At 69.3% G+C, this 14505-nt stretch carries 11 protein-coding genes and 2 pseudogenes; 5 read left to right on the forward strand and 8 right to left on the reverse strand.

What is annotated here, in order from left to right:
* Nucleotides 1–60: 60 nt before the first annotated feature.
* Nucleotides 61–270, forward strand: a complete 210-nt coding sequence (locus tag FL583_RS28285; protein WP_142707884.1) for a hypothetical protein — start codon at nt 61–63, stop codon at nt 268–270.
* Between the two features lie 1438 nt (nt 271–1708).
* On the opposite strand, the gene FL583_RS28290 is transcribed toward FL583_RS28285, so the two are convergent.
* From FL583_RS28290 to FL583_RS28310, 5 genes are all read right to left on the reverse strand, one after another.
* The gene (locus FL583_RS28290) at nt 1709–2584 is read right to left on the reverse strand and encodes an ABC transporter permease (RefSeq protein ID WP_142707885.1); all 876 of its coding nucleotides are present in this window, start codon (nt 2582–2584) and stop codon (nt 1709–1711) included.
* Nucleotides 2584–3429: an ABC transporter permease gene (locus tag FL583_RS28295; protein WP_142707886.1), complete on the reverse strand. Its 846-nt coding sequence runs from the start codon at nt 3427–3429 to the stop codon at nt 2584–2586. Before FL583_RS28295 ends, FL583_RS28290 begins: the two co-directional genes overlap by 1 nt.
* Entirely contained in the window at nt 3426–4577 is a 1152-nt protein-coding gene (locus FL583_RS28300; RefSeq protein ID WP_205752528.1) for an ABC transporter ATP-binding protein, read from the reverse strand. The genes FL583_RS28295 and FL583_RS28300 overlap by 4 nt, the downstream gene beginning before the upstream one ends.
* The gene (locus tag FL583_RS28305; protein WP_205752529.1) at nt 4574–5791 is read right to left on the reverse strand and encodes a polyamine ABC transporter substrate-binding protein; all 1218 of its coding nucleotides are present in this window, start codon (nt 5789–5791) and stop codon (nt 4574–4576) included. Before FL583_RS28305 ends, FL583_RS28300 begins: the two co-directional genes overlap by 4 nt.
* Nucleotides 5792–5903: 112 nt before the next feature.
* Nucleotides 5904–7418, reverse strand: coding sequence for a gamma-aminobutyraldehyde dehydrogenase (locus FL583_RS28310; RefSeq protein WP_142707887.1), 1515 nt, complete (start codon nt 7416–7418; stop codon nt 5904–5906).
* A 332-nt stretch (nt 7419–7750) separates the two neighbouring features.
* On the opposite strand from FL583_RS28310, the gene FL583_RS28315 reads away from it, so the two are divergent.
* Nucleotides 7751–9130, forward strand: a complete 1380-nt coding sequence (locus FL583_RS28315) for an NAD(P)/FAD-dependent oxidoreductase (RefSeq protein WP_142707888.1) — start codon at nt 7751–7753, stop codon at nt 9128–9130.
* On the opposite strand, the gene FL583_RS28320 is transcribed toward FL583_RS28315, so the two are convergent.
* Complete coding sequence (locus FL583_RS28320) at nt 9127–10551, reverse strand: gamma-aminobutyraldehyde dehydrogenase (protein WP_142707889.1); 1425 nt, start codon at nt 10549–10551, stop codon at nt 9127–9129. The two genes, FL583_RS28315 and FL583_RS28320, sit on opposite strands and share 4 nt — an antisense overlap.
* A gap of 124 nt (nt 10552–10675) precedes the next feature.
* Here FL583_RS28320 and FL583_RS28325 point away from each other — a divergent pair, with 124 nt between their 5' ends.
* Nucleotides 10676–11212 (forward strand): Lrp/AsnC family transcriptional regulator, encoded by a 537-nt coding sequence (locus FL583_RS28325; protein ID WP_142707890.1) that lies wholly within the window; start codon nt 10676–10678, stop codon nt 11210–11212.
* On the forward strand, nt 11209–12606 hold the full coding sequence (locus tag FL583_RS28330; protein WP_142707891.1) for an aspartate aminotransferase family protein: 1398 nt from the start codon (nt 11209–11211) through the stop codon (nt 12604–12606). Before FL583_RS28325 ends, FL583_RS28330 begins: the two co-directional genes overlap by 4 nt.
* Nucleotides 12607–13482: 876 nt before the next feature.
* On the opposite strand, the pseudogene FL583_RS43125 reads toward FL583_RS28330, so the two are convergent.
* Both FL583_RS43125 and FL583_RS28335 read right to left on the reverse strand, forming a co-directional pair.
* Nucleotides 13483–13718 (reverse strand): annotated as a pseudogene (locus FL583_RS43125) (hypothetical protein); the annotation flags it as partial.
* Nucleotides 13701–14066, reverse strand: a pseudogene (locus FL583_RS28335) (IS110 family transposase); the annotation flags it as partial. The pseudogenes FL583_RS43125 and FL583_RS28335, both read right to left, overlap by 18 nt.
* A 208-nt stretch (nt 14067–14274) precedes the next feature.
* Here FL583_RS28335 and FL583_RS28340 point away from each other — a divergent pair.
* On the forward strand, nt 14275–14496 hold the full coding sequence (locus FL583_RS28340) for a DUF2631 domain-containing protein (RefSeq protein WP_142707892.1): 222 nt from the start codon (nt 14275–14277) through the stop codon (nt 14494–14496).
* Nucleotides 14497–14505: the final 9 nt, after the last annotated feature.

Consider the following 14505-nt stretch of genomic DNA (forward strand, 5'->3'; position numbering starts at 1 on the left):
ACGTTGGTATGGGAGGGACCATACTGTGGGTGGCCGTTCCGAACCGAAGGAAGTGATCGAATGAAGCGACCGACCGACGAGCAGATCGAGACCGCAAGGCTGTTCCTGGAGCAGCACCGGCCGGACTACAAGGGCCGGTGCCCGACGCTGACGTGTGCGGTGGGCGCCTATGCGCCGCAGTGGCCGTGCAATCGCTGGAGATGGGCCGCCGAGATCCTGGGCGAGGCTGGGTTTCCGGTTGATGACTTGATCGAGGTGAAGAGCGCGTAGCTGGTTCCGCCGCCCGGGCCGGCGGCCATCCCGTCTGGTGTGCTCACAGTTCGAACCCCGCTGCCGCGGGGCTTTTTGCGTTTCTGGGGCCGTTTCGCTGGCAGCGCGCCGTGAACGAGGGCGGCGAGCCGGTGTGCGCCTCACGCCGCAGGTCTGCGCAGCCCCTGCGCCGGTTGCCTTTCCCGCCCACGCTTCGTCGGAGCCCGCACCGAGCGCTACCGCGCTCCTGCCCGCGACGGGTCGCGCCCGACGCTTCCGCACAGCCAGTAATACGGAGCTCCTGCCGCACGGCTTCCCATGGCCGCGCGCCGCGCCTTGGCCGTGCCTAGGCCCGTGGCCGTGTCTACGGCCTGTGCCGCTGCCCGCGCCCGCGCCTGGACCTGCGCCACGGTCTGGACCTCTGCCATGGCCTGGACCTAGCTCTTTGCCTGTGCCCGCACCCCTTGGCTGCGACTTCCTGATAGCCGGAAGCTGCACATCCCCGTCCGGCCGAGACCGCGCGACCATGCTCTGGCGCCTCCGGACTCTCACCTCCAGGCGCCACCTTGATCCGCGTGAGCGCACCCGGCGCCCCTCTCAGGCAGCCACGCTTCGAACCGACGGCCGCGCCTCGAACCGAACGGCCCGCACCTCGAACCCCGGGGCGGCTCGGTACCAGGCCGAGCCCCATCGCAACGCAATGACCGCCCGGCTCTGCCGCCGCGCCGTCGCGGTCAGCCGAGCTACGCGAAGCCCGGGCCTTAGCCACGCTGGGCGCACTCGCGCCCGTGGCATCGCACCCGACCACCAGTACCCCGCGCGCCGCGCCAGCGGGGAGCGCATGCCGCCGCCCTCCGCCGGCCCGCGCCCAGCGCTATCGCTCGACCGCGCCCCTGCACCCCCGCGCCCTCGCACCCGCGCGCCTCCGCGCTCGCTCACTCGCGACTACGCAGGCCTGGACAGCGGGGCCCGGCCCTCCGCACTCAGCGCCTGTGTCCGCCGCGTACTCGAGGTCCGCCCCTCATGGTCCGCGCCGATGAGCACCCTCGACGTAATCAGCCCGCCGCCACGCGACCCCGCGCTGATGCCCCCGGCGACACCGCCCCATGAGCGCACCAACCCGGCACCACGCACGTGGCGCCGACCTGTCCGCGCTCCGCGCGACTCGCCCGACGCAACCGCCACAGTCCGAGCGCGCCTCCCCACGCCCCAGCTTCCGAGCCCCAGCTTCCGCGCCGCCTATCAGCGCCCCATCCCAGGCGCCCCATCCTGGCGCCTGGCGCCCACTACTCCCCTGCGTTCCGCGCCGACGCACGCTCGCGAAACCGCGCATTCCGCGCTAACGCGCTCCCACTTGCGCGCCCACAGAGCCACCACCCACCGACCAACGCACTGCACCAACCCCCAAAGCGAACGCCCGCCGCCCCGAAATCCAGAGCGACGGGCGTCAACCCACGACCTACTTCCCCAACCCCCGCCGAAACCGGAACCGCGTCCGGTACTGCGCCGCCAACACCAAGAACAGCGCCAAGAAGAACATGATCGACCCGATCACGTTGATCTGCGGCGGCACCCCACGCTGATTCGCCCCGAACACGAACATCGGGAACGTCACCAGGTTCCCCGAATTGAAGTTCGTCACGATGAAGTCGTCGAACGACAGCGAGAACGACAACAGCGCCGCCGCGACGATGCCCGGCAACACCAGCGGCAACGTCACCCGCCGGAACGTCTGGTACGGCGTCGCGTACAGGTCGGCCGCGGCCTGTTCCAGGCGAGGGTCCATCCCCTGCAACCGCGCCTTGACGGTCACCACCACGAAGCTCATGCAGAACAGCACGTGGGCGATGAACAGCGTCACGAACCCGCGGTCGATCCCGCCCTGCACGAACAGCGCAAGCAGCGACGATCCCATCACGACCTCGGGCGTCGCCATCGGCAGGAACACCAGCAGGTTGGCCGGCCCCCGCCCCCGGAACCGGTGCCGCACCAGCGCGAACGCCAGCAGCGTCCCGAGCACGGTGGCGCCGAGCGTCGCGGCCAGGCCGAGCCGGATCGACAGCCACAGGCTGTCGCACATCCCGCCGATCCCGCACACGTTCGTCCACGCGTCCAGCGAGAACTCGTGCCAGGCGAAGTTGAACCGACCGGCCGGCTTGTTGAACGAGAACACGAACACGATGACGATCGGCAGCAGGAGGTAGCCCAAAGCGGCCAACCCCGCGAACGTCACCAGGTGCTCGCGAACCCAAGCCAGCGCGGCCGAAGCCCCGGACCGAGGCGGAGCAGCCCGGTGTTCACCGCCGGCCCACAGCGTTCCAGTAGGAGCAGCCATCAGACCAGATCCTCCGTCCCGGCTCGGCGGACGTAGACGAGCACCATCGAGATGATGACGACCATCAGGATCACCGACAGCGCGGCCGCCCCCGGGTAATCCAGCGACACCAGGAACTTGCTCTGGACGACGTTGCCGATCATCGAGGTCTGCGGCGTACCGAGGAACTCGACGTTGACGTAGTCGCCGGCCGCCGGGATGAACGTCAGCAGCGTGCCGCCCACCACGCCGGGCAGCGACAGCGGGAACGTCACCTTGCGGAACGTCGTGAACGCGCTCGCGTACAGGTCGCCGGCCGCCTCGAGCAACCGGCCGTCCAGCCGCTCGAGGCTGGTGTAGAGCGGCAGCGTCATGAACGGCAGAAAGTTGTACGTCAGACCGCAGACCACCGCGATCGGCGTCGCCAGCAGGCGGTCGTCGGTGAACGACAGCAGACCGATCGAGCGCAGCACGTCGGCCACCACACCCTGGTCGGCCAGGATGATCTTCCAGGCCAGCGTCCGCACCAGGAACGACGTGAAGAACGGGGCGACGACGAGGATCAGCAGCACGTTCCGCCAGCGGCCGGCCTTGAACGCGATCGTGTAGGCCAGCGGGTAGGCGATCACCAGCGCGGCGATCGTCGCCAGACCGGCGTACACCAGCGACCGCAGGAACTGCGGGCCGTAGTCGCCGATGACCTCGGCGTAGATGCCGAAGTTCCAGGTCAGCGAGTACCCGAGATCGAGCGTGCCCTCCTGGAGCGACTGGCTGATCAGCGTGATGGTCGGGACGACGAAGAACACCGCCAGCCAGAGCAGGCCGGGCAGGATCAGCAGGTACGCGGTCGACTTGCGAGCTGTCATGGAACGGGCACCCCGCCGAGCTCCGGGTCGAGGATCTCGCCCGCGTGCGCGTCCTGACTGCCGTCGAGCCCGAACGCGGACGCCGGGTCCCAGTGGACCTGCACCTCGTGCCCGGGCCGCGGCCCGAGGTCCGACGTCAGGTTCTGGGTGAAGACCGAGAGCACCTGGCCCCAGCGCGTCCGCACCTGGTACTGGGTGCTGACCCCGATGAAGCTGGAGTCGATCACCTGCACGTCGAGCCGGTTGTGCCGGTCGGGCACCGGCGCGCCGATCGGGCTCAGGTGCAGCTTCTCCGGACGGACGCCCACGTACAGCCGGTTCCCCGACGACGCCGACCGCGAGGCCGGCATCGCGACCCGGTACCCCGACACGTCGAGCAGCAGGTCACCGCCGGACCGGCCGGTCACGGTGCCGGCCAGCAGGTTCGACTGGCCGAGGAAGTTCGCGACGAACACCGTGGCCGGCTTCTCGTACAGCTCGACCGGGCCGCCGAGCTGCTCGACCCGGCCCTGGTTCATCACCGCGATCGTGTCGGCCATCGACATGGCCTCTTCCTGGTCGTGCGTCACGTGCACGAACGTCGACCGGACGCTGGTCTGGATCTGCTTGAGCTCGAGCTGCATCTGACGGCGCAGCTTGAGGTCGAGCGCGCCCAGCGGCTCGTCCAACAGCAGGACCTGCGGCCGGTTCACCAGCGCGCGGGCCAGCGCGACGCGCTGCTGCTGGCCGCCGGAGAGCTGCATCGGCTTGCGCTGGGCCAGGTCGGCCAGCTCCACCATCTCCAGCGCCTCGCCGACCTTCTGCTTGACCTCGGACTGCCGACGACGACGAAGACCGAAGGCGACGTTCTCGAAGATCGACAGGTGCGGGAAGAGCGCGTAGCTCTGGAACACCGTGTTGACCGGCCGCTGGTACGGCTTCTTCGTCGTGATGTCGTCGGAGCCGAGCAGGACGCGGCCCTCGGTGGGCTCCTCGAGCCCACCGACCATGCGCAGTGTCGTCGTCTTGCCGCACCCGGACGGGCCGAGCAGCGCGAAGAACGAGCCTTCCGGGATCGTGAGCGACAGGTTGTCGACTGCCGTCATCGTGCCGAACCGCTTGGAGACCTCGATCAGCCGGAGGTCCCGCCCCGTCCCCGCCGCGGTCACGCGCCGATGACCTTCGAGAACTTGTCCGAGAACGAGCGCTCGGTGGCGTCGTCCAGCGGCTTGAACGTGTGCAGCTTCTCGAGCGTCGCCTCGCTCGGGAAGATCAGCTCGTTCTTCGCGAGGTCGGGGTCGGTCTTCGCGACCTCGTCCTGGGCGCCCTCGACCGGGCAGATGTAGTTGACGTAGGCGGCGAGCTCCGCGGCGACCTTGGGGTCGTAGTAGTAGTTCATCAGCAGCTCGGCGTTCTTCTTGTGAGCCGCCTTGTTCGGGATCATCATGTTGTCGCTCGCCCGGGTCGCGCCGGCCTCGGGCGTCACGAACTTGATCTTCGGGTTGTCGGCCTGCAGCTGGACGATGTCGCCCGACCAGGCGACGCACGCGGCGACGTTCCCGGCCGCGAGGTCCTGCGTGTAGTCGTTCCCGGTGAAGCGGCGGATCTGGCCGCTCTTGACCGCGGCCTCGAGCGTCGCCAGGGCCTCGTCGAACTGGGCCTCGGTGACCGTCGCCGGGTCGGCGCCGTTGTCGAGCAGGATCAGGCCCATCGTGTCGCGCATCTCGGTCAGCGCGGTGACCTTGCCCTTCAGATCCTTCCGGGTCAGCAGGTCGGTGATCGAGTTGACCGGGCCGGTCCCGCCGAGCGCGTCGGTGTTGTAGGCGATGCCGGCCATGACGCCGGCCCACGGGAGCGAGTACTGGCGCTCCGGGTCGAACTCCACCTCGGTCAGCGACCGCTGGATGTTCTTCTTGTTCGGGACGTTCGCCTCGTCCATCTTCTGGACCCACTTGAGCCGGATCAGCCGGGCGGCCATCCAGTCGGTGAGCACCATCAGGTCGCGCTTGATGTCGTTGCCTGCGGCCAGGTCGGCCCGGACCTTGCCGAAGAACTGGTCGTTGTCGTTGATGTCCTCGACGTAGTTGACCGAGATGCCGGTCTTCGCCTTGAACTTGTCGAGGGTGGGGTGCACCTTCTCGTCGTTCTCGGCCACGTCGATGTAGAGCGGCCAGTTCGAGAAGTTGACCACCTTGTCCTTGTCGGAAAGGTCGGCGGACGCCGCCTGGTCGGCCTCGGTCTTCGAGGCGCCCTTCGTGCCACACGCTGCGAGCAATGGACCGCCGGCCGCCAGTAAGCCGGCGGCACCGGCGCTACGGAGCACCGACCGACGCGACAGCAGCTGGCGCAGCGACCGCATTACGTCCGGGTCGACATCCGTCATCGGAGCTGCTCCTTCAGAACTGAGTATGGGCCGCAATTGCGGACCGTGATTATTCGAGTGTGTCGGGGTTACTCTGCCGCCACGATGCGGATGGTGCCAGCGGGTCGGGAAATTAGGCGCCCGCGAAGATCGTCCGGTGCCACGGCTTCGCGGCGGTCGCGGTCAGGTCGAGCATCACGTGCTTCACCGCCGTGTACTCCTCGAAGGAGTAGCTCGACATGTCCTTGCCGAAGCCCGACGCCTTGACGCCGCCGTGCGGCATCTCGCTGATGATCGGGATGTGGTCGTTGACCCACACGCAGCCGGACCGGATTCTCCTGGTCGCGTGCATCGCGCGATGGACGTCACGGGTCCAGACCGAAGCGGCCAGGCCGAACGGTGTGTCGTTGGCCAAGGCGATCGCTTCGTCCAGATCCGGGTCTTCGCTCCCACGGCGGGCGTTCCCACCGCCGAACGGTAGCGCCACCAGGACGGGTCCGAAGACCTCCTTCTGGACGATCTCTGCGTCCTGTGCAACATCGACTATCAGCGTCGGCGCATAGTACGAACCCCTGATTAGTTCGTCGGTCTTCGGGATCTCACCCCCGACCACGACCCGCGCTCCATACCCGCGCGCCCGGTCGACGAAGCCGGCGACGCGCTCCTGCGCAGGCCGGTGGATCAGCGGTCCCTGATCCGTCGCCGGGTCGAGCGGCGCGCCCAGGCGGACGTCGGCCATCAGCTCCGCGACCCGGTCGACGAACTCGGCGAAGCGGGACCGGTGCACGTACGCGCGGGTGGCCGCGGTGCAGTCCTGACCGGTGTTGATCAGCGCTCCGGCGACCGCGCCGTGCGCGGCCGCCTCCAGGTCGGCGTCGTCGAGGACGACGAACGGCGCCTTCCCGCCCAGCTCCAGGTGGATCCGTTTCGGTCCGCCGCTGGCCAGCTCCATCACCCGACGGCCGACCGGCGACGATCCGGTGAACGACACCATGCTGACGTCCGGGTGCGAGATCAGCGCCTCTCCCGCGACCGGTCCACTGCCCGTGACGACGTTGACGACGCCGGCCGGCGCTCCGGCCTCGGTGGCCAGCTCGGCCAGGCGCAGCGACGTCAACGGGGTGTTCTCGGCCGGCTTGAGGACGATCGTGTTGCCGGCCGCGATCGCCGGGAGGATCTTCCAGGCCGCCATCTGGAGCGGGTAGTTCCAGGGCGCCACCGACCCGACGACGCCGATCGGCTCGCGCCGCACCATCGACGTGTGGTCGGCCGAGTACTCCGCCGCCGCCTTGCCGGCCAGCTCCCGGGCCGCTCCGGCGAAGAACGCGGTGTTGTCGATCGTCCCCGGGACGTCGAACTCGGTGGACAGGCGGATCGGCTTGCCGGCCTGGCGGCTCTCGGTCTCCGCGATCGCCTCGGCGTCGGCCTCCAGCAGGGAGGCGAGCTTGGTGAGCACACCGGACCGCTCGGCGGGCGTGGCGCGGGACCACTCGTCGAACGCGGCGGTAGCCGCGGCCACCGCTCTGTCGACGTCAGCGGGGCCGGCGAGCTCGACCGACTCGAGCGTCTCCCCGGTGGAGGGATCGATGACGTCGTACGGCGTTCCGCTGGTACCGCGTGCCCGTTGCCCGGCGATGTATTGGTGCACCCGTTGCCCGTCCCCTTCTCGCGCCGCGAGATTACGTCATGCCGGTTTCGGTGCGGGAACGGTATCCGGCTGGGGGACGACCGATCCGGGCCCAGGATCCGGCCGGATGAGCCGAGAATGGCAGGCTGACGTGCTTCCGGGCAAGGAATCCGTGAAACAATCCGGTCTCGGATGATGAATCCGTTGTGGAGGATAGGAAACGTTCTGGTAACTCCAATCACGGGACGCCGTTACCTATGGCCCTCATCGGTGGCATTTCGCCCATTGATGACGCAACAGAATGCGCGTCCGTCTGAACAACTCGTAGTGCCTGTGTTTCTAGGAGTGACTGCATGGCCGACTCAGTTCTCAGCCTCTGGCTCGACGGTCTGGCGCCTGCACCGACCGATCGGCGCGCCGGTCTGACCGGCGATCTGGACGTCGACGTGGTGATCGTCGGCGCCGGGTTCACCGGGCTGTGGACGGCCTACTACCTGGCCGAGGCCGACCCGGAGTTACGGATCGCGGTGCTGGAGGCCGAGTTCGCGGGGTTCGGCGCCTCGGGCCGCAACGGCGGCTGGTGCTCGGCGCTGTTCCCGGCGTCCACCGCGCGGATCGCCAGGGAGCACGGCCGGGACGCGGCCGTCGCGCTCCGGCGCGCGCTGTTCGCCACGGTCGACGAGGTGGGGCGGGTCGCGCACACCGAGGGCCTCGACATCGACTGGGCCAAGGGCGGCACGCTGACGCTCGCCGCCGGAGCGGCCCAGGAGGAGCGGCTGCGCGCCGAGCTGGCCGAGGAACGCGAGTGGGGCTTCGGCGAGGACGACTACCGCTGGCTGTCGGCCGAGGAGGCCCGGACCCGCGTCGGGGTCGCGACCGGGGTGCGCGGGGCGCTGTACACCCCGCACTGCGCGGCGATCCACCCGGCCAAACTCGCGCGCGGGTTGGCGTCGAAAATCGAGGCGCGGGGGGTCCGGCTGTTCGAGGGGACGCGGGTCCTGAAGCTGGAGCAGGGCCGGGCCGTCACCGAACACGGGACCGTCACCGCCGGGGTCGTGATCCGGGCGACCGAGGGGTACACGTCATCGCTGCCCGGGTACCGGCGGACCGTCGCGCCGCTGTACTCGCTGATGATCGCCACCGAGCCGTTGCCGGCCTGGTTCTTCGACAGCGTCGGCTGGCGGGCCCGGGAGACGCTCACCGACGGACGACACCTGATCATCTACGCCCAGCGCACCGCCGACGACCGGATCGCGCTCGGCGGCCGGGGCGCGCCGTACCCGTTCGGGTCGAAGCTGCGGCCGGAGGCCGAGCGCGACCAGAGCGTGTTCGCCGCGCTGCACCGGACGCTGCTGAGCATGTTCCCGGGCGCGACCGGCGCCGCGGTCACCCACACGTGGGGCGGCCCGCTCGGGGTGCCCCGCGACTGGCACGCCTCGGTCGGCCTCGACGAGAGCACCGGCCTCGGCTGGGCCGGCGGGTACGTCGGCGACGGGGTGTCGACGACGAACCTCGCCGGCCGCACGCTGGCCGACCTGGTGCTGAAGCGGGACACCGAGCTGACGAAGCTGCCCTGGGTGGGCCACCGCTCACCGCTCTGGGAGCCGGAGCCGTTCCGCTGGCTCGGCATGAGCGGCGGCCTCTGGGCCATGACCAGTGCGGACAAGATCGAAGCCCGCACCGGCCACCGCGCCCGTCGCGCCAGCGCCATGCAACGACTGCTCGGCGGTTAAGCCTCGATGTTGCTCATGACGTGCTTGATGCGGGTGTAGTCCTCGAGGCCGTACATGCTCAGGTCCTTGCCGTAGCCGCTGTGCTTGAAGCCACCGTGCGGCATCTCGGCCACGAGTGGGATGTGCGTGTTGATCCACACGCACCCGAAGTCCAGCGCCCGGGCCATCCGCATCGCCCGGCCGTGGTCCTTCGTCCACACGCTCGAGGCCAGGCCGTACTTCACGCCGTTGGCCCAGCGCAGCGCCTCGGCCTCGTCGGTGAACTTCTGCACGGTGATGACCGGGCCGAACACCTCGTTCTGCACGATCTCGTCGTCCTGGGTCAGCCCCGAGACCACGGTCGGCGCGTAGAAGAAGCCCTTCTCCCCCACCCGGGCGCCGCCCGCGTCGACCGACGCGTGGTCGGGCAGCCGGTCGATGAACCCGGTCACCTTCTCGAGCTGCGCGGCCGAGTTCACCGGCCCGTACAGCACGTCCTCGTCCGACGGAGCCCCGGTACGCGTGCCCCGGGCCTGCTCGGCCAGCGCGGCCACGAAGTCGCCGTGCAGATGCGGAGCCACCAGCACCCGGGTCGCCGCGGTGCAGTCCTGACCGGCGTTGAAGTACCCGGCGACCGCGATCGCCTCGGCCGCGGCCTCGAGGTCGGCGTCGTCGAACACGATGACCGGGGCCTTGCCACCCAGCTCCAGGTGGACCCGCTTCAGGTCGTGCGCGGCCGATCCGGCGACCTCCATGCCCGCGCGAACGCTTCCCGTGATCGACACCATGTCGACGTCCGGGTGCTCGACCAGCGCCCGGCCGGTGTCGCGGTCACCGGTGATCACGTTGAAGACGCCCTCGGGCAGGAACTCGGCCGCGATCTCGGCCAGCAGGAGCGTGCTCGCCGGCGTCGTGTCGGACGGCTTGAGCACGACGGTGTTGCCGGCCGCGATCGCCGGGGCGAACTTCCAGACCGCCATCATCATCGGGTAGTTCCACGGCGCGACCTGCCCGCAGACCCCGACCGGCTCACGCCGGATGAACGACGTGTGCCCGGCCATGTACTCGCCGGCCGACTTGCCCTCGAGCACCCGGGCCGCGCCGGCGAAGAACCGGATCTGGTCGACCATCGGAGGAATCTCTTCCTCGTGCGTCAGCTGGATCGGCTTGCCGGTGTTCTCGGACTCCACCTTCACGATCTCGTCGGCGCGCGACTCGATCGCGTCGGCGATCTTGAGCAGCGCCTTCTGCCGCTCCGACGGCGTCGAGTCGCGCCAGGACTCGAACGCGGCCCGCGCGGTCTTCACCGCCTTGTCCACATCCCCGGCGCCGGAGAGCGGCGCGCTGGTGTACACCTCTCCCGTACTCGGATCCACGACGTCCGTCGTCCGCCCGTCAGCAGCGTCGGCCGAAACGCCTCCGACGAAGTTCTGCAGTGTCATCGTCTCTCCGTAACCTCGCCTGACCTGCACAGAGCCGGACCAGTCTCGTGCACTGACCGCCGGATGCGCGGAGCACCCCCCATCTCAGTGCATCTGAAACGGAATCCGCAAGATCGAGGAGCTTATGCAACGGAATCACTTGCCAGAACCAGTGGGTCTCCGCAACCATGGGCGGGTGCAGCCCACCTCCTCAGGTCGCTCCGCTGGCCCGCCGGTCGTCCTCGACGACATCGCGAAACGGATCATCGAGCAGCTCCAGAGGGACGGTCGCCGGTCCTACGCGGCCATCGCGAAGGACGTTGGCCTCTCCGAGGCGGCGGTACGGCAACGGATCCAGCGGCTTCTCGAGGCCGGCGTCATGCAGATCGTGGCGGTGACGGATCCGTTGATGCTCGGCTTCCGACGTCAGGCGATGGTCGGGGTCCGGGCGGAGGGTGACCTCCGGGAGGTGGCCGAGCGGCTCGGCAAGTTGGACGAGATCGACTACGTCGTGTTGACGGCGGGCTCGTACGACGTGCTGCTCGAGGTGGTAGCCGAAGACGACGACCACTTGCTGCGCGTCGTCAACGAGCTGATCCGGCAGGTCCCGGGTGTGCGGAGCACCGAGATCTTCATGTACCTGCGCCTGGTGAAGCAGACCTATTCCTGGGGGACCAGATGACCACCACCCCGATCGAGACCGCCGGGGCAGGCGAGGACGACCAGCTCTCCCGATCCGCGTACGACCACCTGTGGATGCACTTCACCCGCATGTCGACGTTCGAGACCGAGCCGGTTCCGACCATCGCGCGCGGCGACGGCATGTACATCTACGACACCAACGGCCGCAAGTACCTCGACGGCCTGGCCGGGCTGTTCGTCGTCCAGGCCGGGCACGGCCGCGTCGAACTCGCCGAGGCCGCCTACAAGCAGGCCCAGGAGCTGGCCTTCTTCCCGCTCTGGGCGCACGCCCACCCGGCCGCGATCGAGCTGGCCGAGCGTCTGGCGCACTACGCGCCCGGTGACCTGAACCGGATCTTCTTCACGACCGGCGGCGGCGAGGCGGTGGAGACCGCCTGGAAGGCCGCCAAGCAGTACTTCAAGCTCACCGGCAAGCCGATGAAGCACAAGGTGATCAGTCGCTCGATCGCCTACCACGGCACGCCCCACGGTGCGCTGTCGATCACCGGCATCCCGGACGCCAAGAAGTACTTCGAGCCGCTGGTGCCGGGCGCTTTCCGGGCGCCGAACACCAACTTCTACCGCGCTCCCGAGCACGGCGACGACCTCGAGGCGTTCGGCCGCTGGGCCGCCGACCAGATCGAGCAGGCCATCCTGTTCGAGGGGCCCGACACGGTCGCCGCCGTGTTCGTCGAGCCCGTGCAGAACTCCGGCGGTTGCTTCCCGCCGCCGCCCGGCTACTTCCAGCGCCTGCGCGAGATCTGCGACCGCCACGACGTCCTGCTCGTGTCCGACGAGGTGATCTGCGCGTTCGGCCGGCTCGGCACGATGTTCGCCTGCGACAAGTTCGACTACGTCCCCGACATCATCACCTGCGCCAAGGGCATGACCTCGGGCTACTCCCCGATCGGCGCGGCGATCTTCTCCGACCGCATCATGGAGCCGTTCCTCCAGGGCAGCCAGTACTTCCCGCACGGCTACACGTTCGGCGGTCACCCGGTGTCCGCGCGGGTCGCGCTGGCCAACCTCGACCTCTTCGAGCGCGAGGGCCTCAACGACCACGTGCTCGCCAACGAGGACGCGTTCCGGGCCACGCTGGAGAAGCTCTACGACCTGCCGATCGTCGGCGACGTCCGCGGCAACGGGTACTTCTACGGCATCGAGATGGTCAAGGACAAGACGACCAAGGAGACGTTCGACGCCGACGAGAGCGAGCGGCTGCTCCGAGGCTTCCTCTCCAAGGCGTTGTTCGAGGCCGGCCTGTACTGCCGGGCCGACGACCGCGGTGACCCGGTCATTCAGCTCTCCCCGCCGTTGATCGCGGACCAGGCCCACTTCGACGAGATCGAACAGATCCTCCGCAGCGTCCTCACTGAAGCCTGGACCAAGATCTAGGTCCCTTTTTTCGACGCCTGCCTGGCGAAGGCCGGTCGCTCCCGCGACCGGCCTTCGTCGCGTCTCTCGGGTCGTCCCGCCCCGCCGTAGCCGGTTGCCCACCCACCCTCCGGTTTCTGGGGGTGTGCAACGCCCCGCGGGGTCGCGTTTCCCGTAGGCCATCGCTCGCCTCGATGCGCCCACCGGCCGCGTGAGCGCGCCCACGAGGCCTCCGGCACTCACAGCTCGAATGCACGTCCACATTCGTGCACCGGCGCGCCGCCGAGCCAGTCGGCCCAAGAGGGGATCCTGGGCCGACCGCGCGCGCGGCGACCCGTCGACACGGTCTCGCTGTCCACGGGCGCCGACCGCAATTCAACACAGCGGACGTCCACCGCTGCCGCCGCTGCTGAGCGACATGCCGGCATCTCGCAGAGCCGCCCACCCCCGCAGAGACCACCGGACCGGTTCCGGGCAACAAGACATATTCGCATCGTCAACCTGAGCCGCGTTGCGACCACTCGCTACCGCGGAGGCCAACCGGGCGCCTTCAGGCCGGCTGGGCACGATCAGCCAGGCCATTGCCCGCCTCGATGCGCCCGCCCGGCCCCGATGCTCCCACCTGGCTTCGCCATGACCAGCGGCAGGGCACGGGCACTGGGGCTCGCCCCGAGGTCGACGCCATACGCGGTCACTGCTCACGAGCGGTCGGGAGCGGCCGGGCGCCTCACAGTCAGAACTGACGAGCAATGCGGCCATCTGTCGCGAGCAGAGCTGCCCCCATCGCGCAAAGGCGCCCGCTGGTCTTGGGCGCGTCGCTACCGGCGAGCCGGTGCGGCTGTCAGCGGCGCCAGGGGCTTTTGGCGGCAAAAGCACGTCACCGGCACTCGTTTGACGTGCACAACTCGGCAAACGGGGGGCCCTATGGATTTGGTCAAGCAGCTGCTGCGGATCGGGTTGGTAGGTGGCGCGGTTGCGGAGTATGGCGTGGCGACGTCGCAGCGGCGTCGGGCTAGGCAGATGAGGGCGGCGTTGCGGCGCTTGCCTTCGGCGCGTTTGCGGTCGTAGTAGGCCCGGGACGCGGTGTCGGCGAGGCTGGCGAACGCGGCGAGGAAGACCAGCACCTCCAGTTCTGCCAGAGCTTCGTCGCCGACGTCGACGCGTCGCAGCGTGTGGGGCATGGTGGGGGCCGCTGGCGATCCGGCGCATCGCCAGACCGGGCAAAAAGGCCACGTCATGCCCTGGGCGCGGGCGACCGCGACCGACCGCGCACCGGTCGACGCCGGTTGATCGGCGATCACCAGGACGCGGCCGTGGCGGCTCAGGCGCTCGAACAGCTCGACCAGCCGGGTCTGATCGTTGGGCAGCGGCGCGTCATGCAGCCGTTTCCCGCCCGGGTTCAACGCGGTCGCATGATGCCCGTCCTTCCCGACGTCCAGTCCGAGAAGCACCCGGTAATCCCGCAGCTCGTGCACTGGCATACCCCCAGAAACCCGAGGGTGGGCGGGCAAGCGGCTACGGCGGGGCGGGACGGCACGGCGGCGGCCGACGCGCGCCAGTCGCGGAAGAGACCGGGGCCCGCCAGGCAGGCGTAGAAAAAGGCCTGTTCTACGGCGTGTCGGCGCCCCGTGGGCGGGGCGTCACCACCGCGTGGGATGATGCGGGCGATCACGTACCGAGGAGGGAACCGTGGCTGAGGAAGAGCCGGTAATCGCGCCTGACCAGCTCAGGGAGGGCCACCCGAAGCTGTGGCGCGGGCTGGCCGTCGTATCGGCCGTCGCGCTGCTGATCATGGTCGTCGGCAACCACCAGGGGCACGTCGAAGACCTGTTCCTGATCGGCGGCGCGGTCATCATCCTGGTCCTGCTCGCCTGGGACGCGGTCCAGCGCCGCTACGGCGTCAAGCGCTAGACGGCACCA

It is taken from the genome of Cryptosporangium phraense, assembly GCF_006912135.1.
In the GTDB taxonomy this organism is placed as follows: Bacteria; Actinomycetota; Actinomycetes; order Mycobacteriales; family Cryptosporangiaceae; genus Cryptosporangium; species Cryptosporangium phraense.